10 protein-coding genes are annotated in these 13,792 nt (G+C 65.8%); 3 read left to right on the top strand and 7 right to left on the bottom strand.

Annotated features, from left to right (window positions below; genetic code table 11):
- Window positions 1-44: 44 nt before the first annotated feature.
- Window positions 45-410 (top strand): hypothetical protein, encoded by a 366-nt coding sequence (locus IVA74_RS02075; RefSeq protein ID WP_247339388.1) that lies wholly within the window; start codon window positions 45-47, stop codon window positions 408-410.
- Here the strand turns inward: IVA74_RS02075 and poxB are convergent.
- The 3 genes from poxB to IVA74_RS02060 all read right to left on the bottom strand — a co-directional run bounded on the left by poxB (window position 407) and on the right by IVA74_RS02060 (window position 3,784).
- Window positions 407-2,143 carry a ubiquinone-dependent pyruvate dehydrogenase gene (poxB, locus tag IVA74_RS02070; protein WP_247339387.1) on the bottom strand — a complete coding sequence of 579 codons (1,737 nt, stop codon included), beginning with the start codon at window positions 2,141-2,143 and terminating at the stop codon, window positions 407-409. The genes IVA74_RS02075 and poxB overlap by 4 nt on opposite strands.
- An 80-nt stretch (window positions 2,144-2,223) precedes the next feature.
- Window positions 2,224-2,856 (bottom strand): 2-dehydro-3-deoxy-6-phosphogalactonate aldolase, encoded by a 633-nt coding sequence (locus tag IVA74_RS02065; protein ID WP_247339386.1) that lies wholly within the window; start codon window positions 2,854-2,856, stop codon window positions 2,224-2,226.
- 13 nt (window positions 2,857-2,869) lie between these two features.
- Window positions 2,870-3,784 carry a 2-dehydro-3-deoxygalactonokinase gene (locus IVA74_RS02060; protein ID WP_247339378.1) on the bottom strand — a complete coding sequence of 305 codons (915 nt, stop codon included), beginning with the start codon at window positions 3,782-3,784 and terminating at the stop codon, window positions 2,870-2,872.
- Between the two features lie 240 nt (window positions 3,785-4,024).
- On the opposite strand from IVA74_RS02060, the gene IVA74_RS02055 reads away from it, so the two are divergent.
- Together IVA74_RS02055 and IVA74_RS02050 are read left to right on the top strand one after the other, a co-directional pair.
- On the top strand, window positions 4,025-5,122 hold the full coding sequence (locus IVA74_RS02055; protein ID WP_247339375.1) for an LLM class flavin-dependent oxidoreductase: 1,098 nt from the start codon (window positions 4,025-4,027) through the stop codon (window positions 5,120-5,122).
- 55 nt (window positions 5,123-5,177) lie between these two features.
- Window positions 5,178-5,732: a flavin reductase family protein gene (locus IVA74_RS02050; protein WP_247339374.1), complete on the top strand. Its 555-nt coding sequence runs from the start codon at window positions 5,178-5,180 to the stop codon at window positions 5,730-5,732.
- 43 nt (window positions 5,733-5,775) lie between these two features.
- Here IVA74_RS02050 and IVA74_RS02045 read toward each other — a convergent pair whose 3' ends face one another.
- The 4 genes from IVA74_RS02045 to IVA74_RS02030 form a co-directional block, all read right to left on the bottom strand.
- Window positions 5,776-7,206: an FAD-binding protein gene (locus IVA74_RS02045; RefSeq protein ID WP_247339373.1), complete on the bottom strand. Its 1,431-nt coding sequence runs from the start codon at window positions 7,204-7,206 to the stop codon at window positions 5,776-5,778.
- Between the two features lie 176 nt (window positions 7,207-7,382).
- On the bottom strand, window positions 7,383-8,270 hold the full coding sequence (locus tag IVA74_RS02040) for a LysR family transcriptional regulator (RefSeq protein WP_247339372.1): 888 nt from the start codon (window positions 8,268-8,270) through the stop codon (window positions 7,383-7,385).
- Between the two features lie 122 nt (window positions 8,271-8,392).
- A complete protein-coding gene (locus tag IVA74_RS02035; protein WP_247339366.1) occupies window positions 8,393-10,264 on the bottom strand; it encodes a sigma-54-dependent Fis family transcriptional regulator in 1,872 nt (623 codons plus the stop codon).
- A 107-nt stretch (window positions 10,265-10,371) separates the two neighbouring features.
- Window positions 10,372-13,677 (bottom strand): carboxyl transferase domain-containing protein, encoded by a 3,306-nt coding sequence (locus tag IVA74_RS02030; RefSeq protein ID WP_247339365.1) that lies wholly within the window; start codon window positions 13,675-13,677, stop codon window positions 10,372-10,374.
- Between the last annotated feature and the right edge of the window lie 115 nt (window positions 13,678-13,792).

Raw genomic sequence — 13,792 nt, 5'->3', positions numbered from 1 at the left:
GGCCCGGGCCACAACGATAGCGCGATTCTGCGAGAGGTATTGGGTTGCGGCATCCGCTCGACATCGTCGCCATGTTCGCCGCGCTCTGGCTGCTGGCATCGATGGTGCTCGACGCGCTGACGCCGAAGGAGCTGACGGCGGTGATGATCGGCATCGCCATCGGACCCGCCGTCGTCATTACCGCCGTGTTCTACTATCTGCGCTGCCCGCGCCTGGATTTCGTGGTGATGTTCGCCGCATTGTGGCTGATCTCCGATATCGGCATCGCGTTCATCTCGCCGACGCAGCTGCCGCATTTCCTGATCGCACTCGGCTTCGTGCCGGCGCTGCTGATCGGCATCGTGCTGCACTGGCAACGCTTCCAGCGCCGCCACGAGCGGCTGCCCGTGCCGTCGGTCAAACGGGGCTAGCGCGGTAACAGATTTGTCTTGGCGAGATCGAGCACCTCATCGCCGCGGCCGTTCATCACGGCGCGCAGCACCCAAAGGCTGAAACCCTTGATCTGCTCGGGCGTGATGGTCGGCGGCATCGACAGCTCCTGCTTCGCGGTGACGACGTCGAGCAGCGCCGGTCCGTTGTGAGCCAGCATCTCCTTCACCGCGCCTGGAAGCTCGCCGGGATCCTCGACGCGCCTCGCGAAGATACCCATCGCGCGCGCCATCGCCGCGAAGTCGGGGTTTTCCAGATCGACATTGGTGTCGACGAAGCCGGCCGCTTTCATCTCCAGCGCGACAAAACCGAGCACGCCGTTGTTGAAGATGACCACCTTCACCGGCAGCTTCATCTGCGTCAGCGTGATCAGGTCGCCCATCAGCATGGTGAAGCCGCCGTCGCCCGAGAGCGAGATCACCTGGCGGCCGGACTGCGCGGCCTGCGCGCCGATCGCCTGCGGCATGGCGTTGGCCATCGAGCCGTGCACGAAGGAGCCGATCAGCCGGCGGCGGCCGTTCATGTCGAGATAGCGCGCGGCCCACACCGTCGGCGTGCCGACATCGGCGGTGAAGACGGCATCGTCAGACGCATGGTCGCTGATGACCTTTGCGAGATATTGCGGATGGATCGGCTTGCTGCCCGGTGTGCCCTTGGCGAGAGAATCCAGACCTTCGCGCGCCTTCTTGTAGTGCGCGATCGCATCGTCCAGATGCTTGCACTGCGTCTTGGCCTTGAGCAGCGGCAGCAGCGCCTCGATGGTGAGCTTGACGTCGCCGACGAGACCGAGATCGATCTTGCAGCGCCGCCCGAGATTTTCCGGACGAATGTCGATCTGCGCGACTTGGCAATCAGTCGGGAAGAATTGCTTGTAGGGAAAATCAGTGCCGAGCATCACCAGCGCGTCGCAGGCGTGCATGGCGGCGTAGCCCGAGGAGAAGCCGATGAAGCCGGTCATGCCGACGTCGTAGGGATTGTCGTATTCGACATGCTCCTTGCCGCCAAGCGCATGCACGATCGGGCTCTTCAAGACCTCCGCAAGCTGCATCAACGGCGCATGCGCGCCGGCGCAGCCGCGGCCGCAGAACAAGGTGACGCGCTCGGCGCCGTCGAGGAGGTCCGCGAGCGCCTTCAGTTCATCAGCGTGCGGCACCACCTTTGGCGCCGACAGCGTAAGGCCACGCGCCGTCGACAGCGCGCGCTTGGGTGGGCTACGGAAGGCGACATCGCCGGGCATGGCGATGACGGCAACGCCGCGCATACCGACCGCCGCGCGGATGGCGTTTTCCAGCACGTAAGGTAGCTGACTCGGATCGGAGACCAGCTCGCAATAATGGCTGCACTCGCGGAACAGGTTTTGCGGATGGGTCTCCTGGAAATAGCCGCCGCCGATCTCGGCGGTCGGGATTTGCGCAGCGATCGCCAGCACGGGAACGCGGCTGCGATGGGCGTCGAACAGGCCGTTGATCAGATGCAGATTGCCTGGGCCACACGAGCCCGCGCACACCGCAAGGCTGCCCGTCATCTCCGCTTCCCCGGCAGCGGCGAAGGCCGCGACCTCCTCGTGCCGGACGTGAATCCATTCGATCGTACCGCGCCGCCGCAACGCTTCGGTCAGCGCGTTCAGGCTGTCGCCGACGATGCCGTAGATGCGCTTGACGCCGGCCTGTTCGAGCGTTGCCACGAACAGATCGGCTACATTGTTGATCGCCATGTCGGTCTCCTGATCTCGCTGGTGTAGCAAGATAGGATAACGCGCGACCGTGACGGCATCACGGCTTGTTTATTGCGGGCTCAGTCTTTCGCAATCGCCCGATCGTAGGCCGTGATCGTCAATTTTGCGCGAGCGGCAACGTCCGTTGCCGTCATGCCGGGCTTGTAGAGGCTGGAGCCCAGCCCGAACGCCGTCACGCCACCCTTGATGTACTCAGCAAAATTCTGATCGGACACGCCGCCGACGGCGGCGATCGTCACGCCGGCCGGAAGCACGGCGCGAATCGCGGCAATGCCGGACGCACCGAGCACGCTGGCTGGAAAGAATTTTAGGCCCGATGCCCCCGATCGCGCTGCGAGCAGAGCTTCGGTCGGCGAGAACACGCCGGGCATCGTGATCATGCCGTACTGATGCGCGCGTGCCAGCACCTGGGTGTCGACGTTCGGCGAGACCATCAGCTTGCCGCCGACGTCGTTGAGACGATCGACATCTGCCGTCGTCAGCACGGTGCCGGCGCCGATCAGCACGCCGGCGGGCGCTTGCTTCACGGCCGTGGCGATCGAACGGAACGGATCCGGCGAGTTCAGGGGGATCTCGATTGCGGTCATGCCGGCTTCGATCAGCACGCCGACGATGGCCTGGATCTCCTCAAGCTTCACGCCGCGCAGGATCGCGACAAGTGGTCGCTTCATCGCCGGAAAGGGAACGCTCATCTCAATAGTCCTCTCATTTCGCCCAGATCGCGGCAGCGGCCATCGACAAACCGCGGCGAACGGCTTCATCCGCATCGATCGGCATGGCTGTCACTGACAGCGCCTCGAAAGCCAGCCTATACAGCATCGCGAGCCGCCCCGAGGCAATCAGCGTGATGCCTGCTTTCGGCACCACGCCGGAGAGCCCTGCTGCCAGCTCGACACCAATCAACGTGCCCGACACCGTTTCGCGCGCCGCGGCCGGTGTGCCCTCGAACAGGAGCTGACGCGACCGCGCGGTGAACAGAAGATTGGCCGCGAAGGCCGGAGCTTCGTACGCGGCCTTCACCGCCGCCTTGAAGCTCGCGACATCTTCGGCGTCATCGGCTCCTGCGACCGCGAGCGATAAAATCGTTTCGCGCGACACGACGCTGAACAGCTCGCCGGTCATGAAGGTGGAGAAATGCGCGACCGTTCCGTCCTTCACCCGCACCCATTTCGAATGCGTACCGGGCATGCAGACCAGCGCCTCGCCGGCGGTATCGAGACCGAGCGCACCGAGCAGTTGCGTCTCCTCGCCTCGCATCACGTCCGGCGCTTTTGTATCGCGCTGCGCGATGCCCGGCAGGATACGGATATCGCGCGTCTCGCCCGGCACCCGCGCAGCCTGCTTCAGAACGGCAGAGAGTAGCGCCGGCGTGTCGACATAACCGGCCTCGACCCAGCCGGTACGCGCGCCGGCCATGCCGCAGACGAGAACCGGCAGATGATCCGGGGCCTCGACCGCCGCAAGATGCGATTGCAGCACGGCAGCGAAGCCGGCCTTCGCCGCCGCCAGCATGCCCTCGTCGCTGCGGCGCTCGGTCAGCACCTTGCCGGCGCGGTCGATCAACCAGAGCCGGAAGCTGCTGGTGCCCCAGTCCACCGCGACATAGGCAGGTTCGGTCATCTCAATTCGCATCCTCGTCTCACCGCCAAGACGCCGTCTCGCGACAATGAGACGAGGCCTCGCAAATCTGCCCCGGGATATCGGCTATTGCGGCTGCAAACCAGCGTTTTCTCGCAGGTCTGAGGTGCCGCTCGCGCTGGCACACCGCTTGCGAAGAGGTGGCACACCGCTTGCTAAAGTGTCCCCGCTCACGTCCGTGAACCGCGCAACAAGACGCGTCAACATCAGATGAGGAACCCCATGGAGATCGGCTATTTCACGATGCCTTCGCACCCGCCGGAGTGCGGCCTGAAGGAAGGGAACGACTGGGACCTGCAAGTCATGCGCTGGCTCGACGAGCTCGGCTATCAGGAGGCCTGGGTCGGCGAGCACCACACCGCGCCCTGGGAGCCCAATCCCACGCCCGATCTGCTGATCGCACAGGCGCTGATGCAGACCAAGCGCCTGCGCATCGGACCGGGCGGCTTCCTGCTGCCCTATCACCACCCGGCCGAGCTCGCCAACCGCGTCGCGATGCTCGATCATCTCTCCGAGGGCCGGCTCAATTTCGGGGTCGCGGCCAGCGGCCTGCCGAGCGACTGGGCGATGTTCAACGTCGACGGCATGAGCGGGCAGAACCGCGACATGACCCGCGAGGCGCTGGAGATCATTCTGAAGATGTGGAGCGATCCCGCGCCCTGGACCTACAAGGGTAAATTCTGGACGGTGACCAAGCCGGACACGATGTTCGACTTCCTCAAGCCTCACATCAAGCCGTTGCAGACACCGCATCCGCCGATCGGCGTCGCCGGGCTCTCGAAGAACTCGGACACGCTGAAGCTCGCCGGCGAGCGCGGCTTCATCCCGATGAGCCTCAACCTCAACCCGGCCTATGTCGGCAGCCATTGGGATTCGGTCGTAGCAGGTGCCGCCAAGACCGGACGCAAGCCGAACCGCGCGGATTGGCGGCTGGTTCGCGAGGTGTTCGTCGCCGACACCGACGAGGAGGCCTGGAAGCTCTCGACCGGCGACATGATGGGCCGGATGATGGGCGAGTACTTCCTGCCGCTGCTCGGCCATTTCGGCTTCAAGGACTATCTGAAGCACGCGCCCGACGTGCCCGATAGCGACGTCACCGTCGAATATTGCGCCAAGCGGAACTGGATCGTCGGTTCGCCCGCGACCGTCGCCGAGAAGATCGAGAAGATCTACGACGAAGTCGGCGGCTTCGGCGTGCTGCTGGTGTTCGGCTTCGACTACAAGCACAAGGCTGAAGCCTGGCATCACTCGCTGTCGTTGCTGAGGAACGAGGTGATGCCGCGCCTGAAGCATCTCGGCTCCGCGATGAAGGCGGCTTGACCCGATGCGGGTGCGGCGCCATCGTGCCGCACCCGTTCTTTCTGGAGATTATCGCTTGAGCGTGGACGCAAAGGATTTCAAGCAGGCGATGCGCCAATGCGCCGGCGCCGTCGCGCTGGTGACGGTCGGCGCCGAGCACGGCAAGCGCACGGGGTTGACGGTGACCTCGGCCTGCTCGCTATCGGACTCACCGCCGTCGCTAATCGTCTGCGTCAACCGCAACGCCAGCGCGCATGCCCGCATCCGCGAGGAAGGCGCCTTCGCGATCAATTTCCTGCACGAGGACCATGCACTGCTGGCGCTCACCTTCAGCGGCCAGAAGGGCATCAACGGCGACGACCGTTTTGCGTTCGGCCAATGGAAGCGCGGCGAGACCGGCGCGCCGGTGCTGAGCGATGCGGTCGCCGCATTCGACTGCGTACTGGCGCAGGAATTTGAAACGAAGACGCACTCGATCTTCGTCGGCGAAGTGCGCTACGTGTCGCATTCCGACGCAGCCGCAGCGCTCGTGTATCTCCGCAGCAGTTTCCACGTACCGCACGAAATCCGCGGCACAGTTTCAGTCGGCGACCTCGATTCGCGACATCTGAGCTGGAGCGATTTCTCCTGAATTCGCGACGCCATGCGAATGCGGCCGCCGGGATCCGTTCCCGCTAGAGCAGATTGTAGCCGGGCGTGAGGTGGTTGCCTGGATCGTGGCGACGCCTGGCATCGCGCAGCAACGGCCACTGCACCCCGAAATGATCGGCCCAATCCTGGGACGACATGGGAAACGCGCTCGCCGGGTACAACACGCCGCCGGCGCCGCGAATACGGTCGTACAGCTCGCGGTTCTGCGCGACCAGCCGTTCGGCATTCGTCTTGTCTGCCGATTCCGGGATACGGATCAGATTGAACACGAACACGATCCGCTCGTCGGGCAACCGGACCAGTGGCGTGCGGCATTCATCCGTGATCATGGGATAGCAGGTGATCCGTCCGAACGGGCCGATGTCCTCACTCTTCGTCCCGGCAACGACCTCGCTCGCGATCTCCAGCGCGTTGCTGCCGCGCAGGAACACGAGAAGCCACGGATGCGGATTGAACCATTGACCGTTCGCCCTCAGAAGCGCTTCCAGCTTTGCAAACGCATTGGCGTCGTCGCGGAAGGCAAAGTCGGTGACGACGGCGCTCCCGCGGCGATCCGACAGACCTGCAAGCAGCGCCTCGTCGTCGGGATGAGAATCGCCGTCATGGAACACGCCTGCTTCCAGCAGGTATCGCCAGCCACCGGCCGCCTCTGGCACGACGGCTCCCTGCAGCTGATCGAAGCGCGCCTCCGCCAGGACACGGCGCTGATCGGCCGTCAGCGAGGGGAGATCGGGGTAAGAGAGTTGGAAGCGTCGGACCCGTTCGGGCGCACGCACCAGCCGAAGCGTCGCCCTCGTGATGATCGCGCATTGGGCAAGCCCGGCCCGAATGGCATCATAGAGCTCGGCGTTGGACGTTGGCGAGCAGGTCAATTGCCGGCCCTCGCCCGTCACCACATCGAGCTCGATAGCCTGGTCCGTCAGCAGGCCATGTCGCGACGACGATCCGCCGATTCCGCCGATGGCGAGGGTGCCGCCCACGGACAGGCCGAGGTAGTTGGTCAGGACCGGCGGAACCAGCCCTTTGGCCAAGGTCGCTTCCAGCACCGCGTGCCAGGTCGCACCTGCATCGACCACGACACGGTCCGGCTCGATCCGATGGATGGTGGCCAGCGCGCCGAGGTCGATCACAATGCCGCCTTCCGTCATGACACGACCATAGATGCTATGGCCCTGCCCGCGCGCGGCAACCGTCAGCCCTTGCTCCGCGGCCCATCGCAGAATCCCCGCAATCCCGGGAATCGTCGTCGGCCTGAACACGGCACGCGGCTGCTTGTGGATGATGTGACCGAAATCCTCACCCGCGGCCGCGCAAGTTTCCGGGTTGCAGTTCGATGCGGCACTGGCAAATGGTCCATCGGCCGGGCCGCGCGACTGGCCGGCAAGAGCGAGGGAAGCTAGCGTCGCGGTGGCGCTGACACCTGCATGCAGCAGCGCGCGTCGATTGGGGGTCATGGTGCGGTCCTTCACGCCGGACCGGGCGGATAAGTGCCCGTGGCCCGCAAACTGCGATCGCCCGCGCCTCCGAACAACCGGCACATCGCGGGATACACATTCCCGCAAACCGGGAGAATGCGGACGGAACGCACGCCGGCGATGCACGTGGCCAATGGGTAAGAGAGCCGGGGCTCTTAGAGCCGCTCGCGCTTCAATCGCCCCGCCAGCAGATCGACGAACAGGCGCGTCTTGGCCGGCGGCGCCGCGCTCGGCGGGACTACGGCGTACACCGGCATGCGCGGTGCCTCGAAATCCTCCAGCACGATCTCCAGCGCGCCATCATCGACGCGATCGCGTATCAGCCAGAACGGCGCATAGCCGACGCCGATGCCATGGCAGGCAGCCGCCTGCGCCGCCGTCGTATTATCGGTCCGGAAGCGGCCGTTCACCTGCACCATCTTCACCTCGCCGCCGATCTGAAACCGCCACGCTTCCGTGTCACCCGGGCCGGTCCTGCGCAGAATACATTGATAGTCTGTCAGGTCGTCGGGATGATGCGGACGCCCATGGCGCGCGAAATAGCCGGGTGCGCCGTAGACAACCGTGCGAAGCTCGCCGAGCCGCCGCGCCTTGAGCGAGGAATCCGGCAATTCCCTGATCCGCACGGCCAGATCGAATCCATCGGCGACGACGTCGATGGGCCGATCGGAGACATGGAGATCGGTTTCGATCCGCGGAAAGCGCGCCATGAAATCCGCAATCGCCGGCACGACGTGGGTCGATCCGAACAGGACGGGCGCGGCGACCCTGAGAAGACCCGACGGCTCGACGCGGCGGTTGGCCGCTTCCAGGCGCGCCTCGCTGATTTCGGCAAAGGCCGGCTTGACGCGATGATAGAACGCAAGTCCCGCTTCAGTCGCCAGCGATCGCCGCGTGGTCCGCCGCACCAGCTCAACACCGACGTTGCGTTCCAGCGCCGCCAATGCCCGGTTGACGGACTGCAGCGACCGTCCCAATTGTCGCGCGGCCGCGGTCTGGCTGCCGGCCTCGACGACAGCCAGAAAGACTTCGATCTCCTCCATCGAATCCTCTCCTCTCGCAATTTCTGGAAATGCACGTTCGCGACGGCGTGTCCGCCGCGCGAAGACCCAGGCGCGCCAGCATTTTCCGACTGCTTTCGGCGGAGCCGGGATGTCGAACCGGTCTAGTATGAACCCGAGTCGATCTTCAACTGCTTGATCTTGCGATACAGCGTCGCGCGGCTGAGTTTCAACGCACGCGCCGCATCGGTGACACGGCCGCCATGCTTGCGCAACGCCTCAATGATGGTCGCGCGTTCGGCTACGGCAAGGTCGGGCTCCGTCGCCCTTCCACCAAACGGCGGCAGATCGAGGTCGGCGTCGGTGATGACGCCGTCCTCCGCCGTGCAGCCGGCGAGCCGCAGGACATGCCGGAGCTGGCGCATGTTGCCGGGATAGGGGTAGGCCGCGAGCTGCGACCACGCCTCGTCCGAGAGCCGGCAGTTCGGCGCTTCCTCGCGCGCGATCTGCCGGATGACGTCGTCGCGGTCGGCGCGCTCGCGCAAGGCCGGCAGCCGCACTTCCATGCCGCGCAGACGGAAATAGAGATCGGCGCGGAAGGCGCCCTGCTCGGCCATGCGCCCGAGGTCGCGATGGGTGGCGCTGATCAGGCGAATGTCGACCGGCACGGGCTTCGGCGCGCCGAGCGGCCAGACTTCGCGATTCTCCAGCACGCGCAAGAGCCGCGTCTGCAGCGCGATCGGCATGTCGCCGATCTCGTCGAGGAACAGCGTGCCGCCATCGGCCTGCACGATCAGGCCCTTCGAGCCGTCGCGGCGCGCGCCGGTGAAGGCGCCGGCCTCGTAGCCGAACAGCTCGGCATCGATCAGGCTTTCCGGCATCGCCGCGCAGTTCAGCGCGACATAGTTGTGGCGCGCGCGATTACCGGCCGCGTGAATGGCGCGCGCGAACACATCCTTGCCGACGCCGGTCTCGCCGTGCAGCAGCACCGGCAGATTGTGATCGCCGATGCTCCTGAGCCGCTTCACGCTCTTGATCAAGCCGGGGTCGCGGCCGGCGAGCCGGTGCAGCGCGTCGAAGCGATCGGCAGGTGCATCGCGGCGCGGCGCGAGCGGACGGGTCGATGACCTCGCCCGCAGCGGCGGCGCGACATGGCCATGCCCCAACGGACTGCCATCGGCCCGGCGCAGCTCGACGGTGTCGTCTGCGTTGCGCGCGGCAGGATGATCGAACTTGACGTAGCGCGACAGATCGATGCCGGATGCGATCAAGCCGTCGGTGAGACCCAGCAGTGCGCGCGCCGAACGGCAGGCACCGACGATGCGGCGATCGTCGTCATAGGCGAGCAGGCCGCTGCCGCCGTCGCCCGGCACGGTCGCGATCCAGGCGTTGCGGAAATGACCGCGGAAGATCGCACCCTCCATGCGCCGCGTCGCCTCCATCGTCACCGCGAGCGCAAGCTGATGCGCGGTGCGTTCGAGGTCCTCGCGGCAGGAGGTGATGTTCACCGCACCGGCGAGGCGACCGGCCTGGTCGAACAGCGGCGCCACGGCACACGAGAACATGTGCCACTGCGCGCGAAAATGCTCGTCGCGATGCACCAGGATCGGCTTCTGCTCCGCAAGCGCCGTGCCGAGCCCGTTGGTGCCTTCGAAGGCCTCGGAAAAATTCGAGCCGGTATAGACCTTCCAGCGCATGAAGATCTCGGCATCGGCCGCGCCGGGCACTCGGCTCCACAGCATCGTGGCGCTGGGATCGGCGAGATTGACGCAATAGCCGGTCTGGCGCAGCACGCGGGCGAGATCTTCCAGCTCCGGCGTTGCAAGCCGGATCAGCTGCTCCATCGGCTCGGCGACATGCCGGACCTCCGCCTCGGTCAGCGTCTGCGGCGGGCCCTGGCGGGCGGGATCGAGCTTGTGGCTGATCAGGCAGCGCCGCCAGGAATCGGCAATGCGCGACGAGGCATCCACCTCGGCCACGTGATTGGCGACGGACAAGACACGGGCGACATGGTTCGAGGCCGAAAGGCTGGCCATCGCGGACGTCTCCACCCTGTATTATTGTGCAAAGTCTGGCACCGCAGGCGGGGATGTCAATCGGGAACCGGAAACGGTCGTGCCGCAATCAAATTGCTGCACCGCCCTCACCACGTATCGATGCACGGCCGCTTCTTGCCCGTCCTCGCAGGCGGCTTCGGCACCGACCGCAGGCCCGCCATGATCCAGCGTCGCGTCTCGGAGGGGTCGATGACGTTGTCGATTTCGAACACGGATGCGATCGAGACCGCCTTGCCGTTGGCATAGAGCTCAGCGACCTTGTTACGATAATAGGTCTCGCGCTCGACGGGGTCGGCGATCGCCTCCATTTCCTTGCGGAAGCCGAGACGAACGTAACCCTCCAGGCCCATGCCGCCGAATTCGCCAGTCGGCCAGGCCGCGGTGAAGAACGAGGCGTGGAAGCCGCCGCCGATCATCGACTGCGCCCCGAGACCATAGCCCTTGCGCAGCACGATGCCGAACAGCGGCACGGTGAGGCTCGCACCTGTCACGAACATGCGCGAGACGTGGCGCACGATCGCGGTCTTCTCGGCTTCCGGGCCGACCATGAAGCCGGGCGTGTCGCACAGCGAGGCGATCGGCAGGTCGAACGCGTCGCAGAGCTGGAGGAAGCGCGCGGCCTTGTCGCCGGCATCGGCGTCGATCGCGCCGCCGAGATGGCGCGGATTGTTGGCGATCAGGCCGAACGGCCTGCCCTCGATGCGGATCAACGCGGTGATCATGCCGACACCATAGTCGCGGCGCAGCTCCAGCACGGTATCCTTGTCCGCGACGAGGTCGATCACGCTGCGGATGTCGTAGACCCGCAGGCGGCTCTCGGGGATCGCGCGGCGCAGCAGCCGCTGGTCGGCGGCCTGCCACTCCGTCACCGCACCCTGGAAATAGGACAGGTATTTTTGCGCAATGCGCGTCGCCTCCTCCTCGTCCTCGACGAGGATGTCGATGACGCCATTCGGCGACTGGAACGAGACCGGGCCGACTTCGGCCGGGTGATAGACGCCGAGCCCGCCGCCCTCGATCATGGCCGGGCCGCCCATGCCGATCGAGGCGTTCTTGGTGGCGATGATCACGTCGCAGCAACCGAGCATCGCGGCGTTGCCGGCGAAACAATAGCCGGAGACGATTCCGACGACCGGCACGAGGCCGGAGAGCCTTGCGAACTGCACGAACGACGGACCGTCGAGGCCGGTCATGCCGAGCCGGTCGGTATCGCCGGGCCGGCCGCCGCCGCCTTCGGCGTAGAACACCAGAGGCACGCGCCAGTCTTCCGCGAGCGTCAGCATGCGGTCGATCTTCTTGTGGTTCATGTGGCCCTGCGTGCCCGCGAGCACCGTGTAGTCGTAGGCCACGACGATGCAGCGCCCGCCCTCAGGGCCGAACTTCTCGGCGTTGACGGTCGCGACACCCATGACGAGGCCGTCGGCCGGTGTGTTCTTGACGAGATCGTCGAGCTTGCGCCGGCGCCGCTGCGCCGCAATCGCAAGGCTGCCGTACTCCATGAACGAGCCGTCGTCGACGAGTTGCGCGACGTTTTCGCGTGCGGTGCGCTGGTTGGTGTTGCGGCGGCGCTCGACCGAGGCCGGGCGATTTTCGTCGAGCGTGTTGGCCTGGCGCGCGATCATTTCGGCGAGATCGGGACGGATGTGGTCGAGATCGATATCCGCTTCCTGCGCCGAATGATCGGCGGCGACGTCGAGCGGCTCGAGGTAGAGAATGGCCTCGCCATGCATCAGCGTGACACCGTCGCCGGCGACGAGCTTCATGACCCGGCCGCCCTGCTCGGCCATCACGAGATGCTCCATCTTCATGGATTCGATCACGGCGAGCTGCTGGCCGGGGCGCACGATCTCGCCTTCCCCGACCTGGATGGTGACGATGGTCCCCTGCAAGGGAGCCGCGACCATCACCGCGCCTTCCGGCACGATCTGTGCGGTATGCGCTTCGGTGCCGCGGCCGCTGCTTCGCTCCGTCACTGCAAAATAGAGCGGCTTTGCAGCGCCGTCGGCGGCCTCCACGAGCTTCGCGATATTGCGGTCGATGAAGTCGGTCGCGATGCGGTTGGTCCTGAAATCGGGATGCGCCAGCACCGCCTGAAGGAAAGCGATGTTGGTAACGACGCCGTCGATCCGAAATTCGCGCAACGCCCGCGAGGCTTTTGCAACCACGTCGTGCCAAGCCTCTCCCGGCGTATGCACGATGACCTTCGCCAAGAGCGAGTCGAAGGCGGCGCTGGTCTTGTAGCCGGCATAACCAAAACTATCGACGCGGACGCCGGGGCCCGACGGCGGTTCGAACACGGCAAGCACGCCGCCGGTCGGATGAGTCGCGCCTAGCTCGTCCAGCGTCTCCATGTTGACGCGGAGCTGCATGGCATAGCCGCGCGGCTTCGGGATCGAACCTTGCGCCAGGCCAAGCGAGGCAAGCGAGGCGCCGGCGGCGACCGCGAGCTGGGCGCGGACGAGATCGAGGCCGAGCACCTCTTCCGTCACGGTGTGCTCGACCTGCAGCCGCGGATTGGCTTCGATGAAGGCAAAACTGTCTTCGGCGGTGCCGTCGACCAGGAACTCGAACGTGCCGAGACTGTCGTAAGACGCGGCTGCGGCGAGTTGCTTCGCTGCCTCGATGATACGGCCACGCAAGCCGTCGCCGAGCGACGGGCTCGGCGCTACCTCTATCAGCTTCTGGTGCCGGCGCTGGATGGTGCATTCGCGCTCCCAGAGATGAGAGATTGCGCCGTGGCGGTCGCCGATGATCTGCACCTCGATATGGCGCGCCTGCCGGATCAGGCGCTCGGCATAGACGCCGTCGAAGCCGAACGCGGCCTTCGCCTCGGACTGGCAGCGCGCATAGGCCTCCGCGAGATCGGATGCGTTCTCGACCACGCGCATGCCGCGGCCGCCGCCACCGGCCATTGCCTTGATCACGATCGCCGCGTTGCTGCCGAGCGAGGTGAAGAACGCCGCGATATCCTCCAGCGAGGACGGCCCGCTGGTGCCGGCGATGATCGGCACGCCGCAACGTCTTGCCAATTGCCGCGCCGCGACCTTGTCGCCGAACAGTTCGAGCGCCGCAGCCTTCGGTCCGACGAAGGCGATGCCTGCATCGGCGCAGGCCTTCGCAAACGCAGCGTTCTCGCTGAGGAAGCCATAGCCGGGATGCACAGCATCGCAGCCTCCGCTCTTCGCCGCCTGCACCACGGCCTCGATGTCGAGATAGGCCCGCGCGCCGCGGCCGGGGATTTCGGTCGCCTCATCGGCAACCCGCACATGCAGCGACAGCGCGTCGTCGGCCGGGTAGATCGCGACCGTCGCGATCCCGGCATCAGCCGCCGCGCGCGCGATGCGGATGGCGATCTCGCCGCGGTTGGCGATCAGGAGTTTTTTGAACGACATGCAGCGTCTCCATGCCCGCGTGTCCAAGCGCGGGTCGGCAGGTCCGATGGTTCTGCTTCGTCGCTTTAGCCGAGGCCGTCAAGGGTAGAGGACGCCGGTCGCGATGCCCGTTCCC

The sequence above is a fragment of the Bradyrhizobium sp. 132 genome (genome assembly GCF_023074185.1).
Taxonomy (GTDB): Bacteria; Pseudomonadota; Alphaproteobacteria; order Rhizobiales; family Xanthobacteraceae; genus Bradyrhizobium.
The sequence above is the reverse complement of the archived record's forward strand: the minus strand, read 5'-3'. Positions and strand labels throughout refer to the sequence as shown.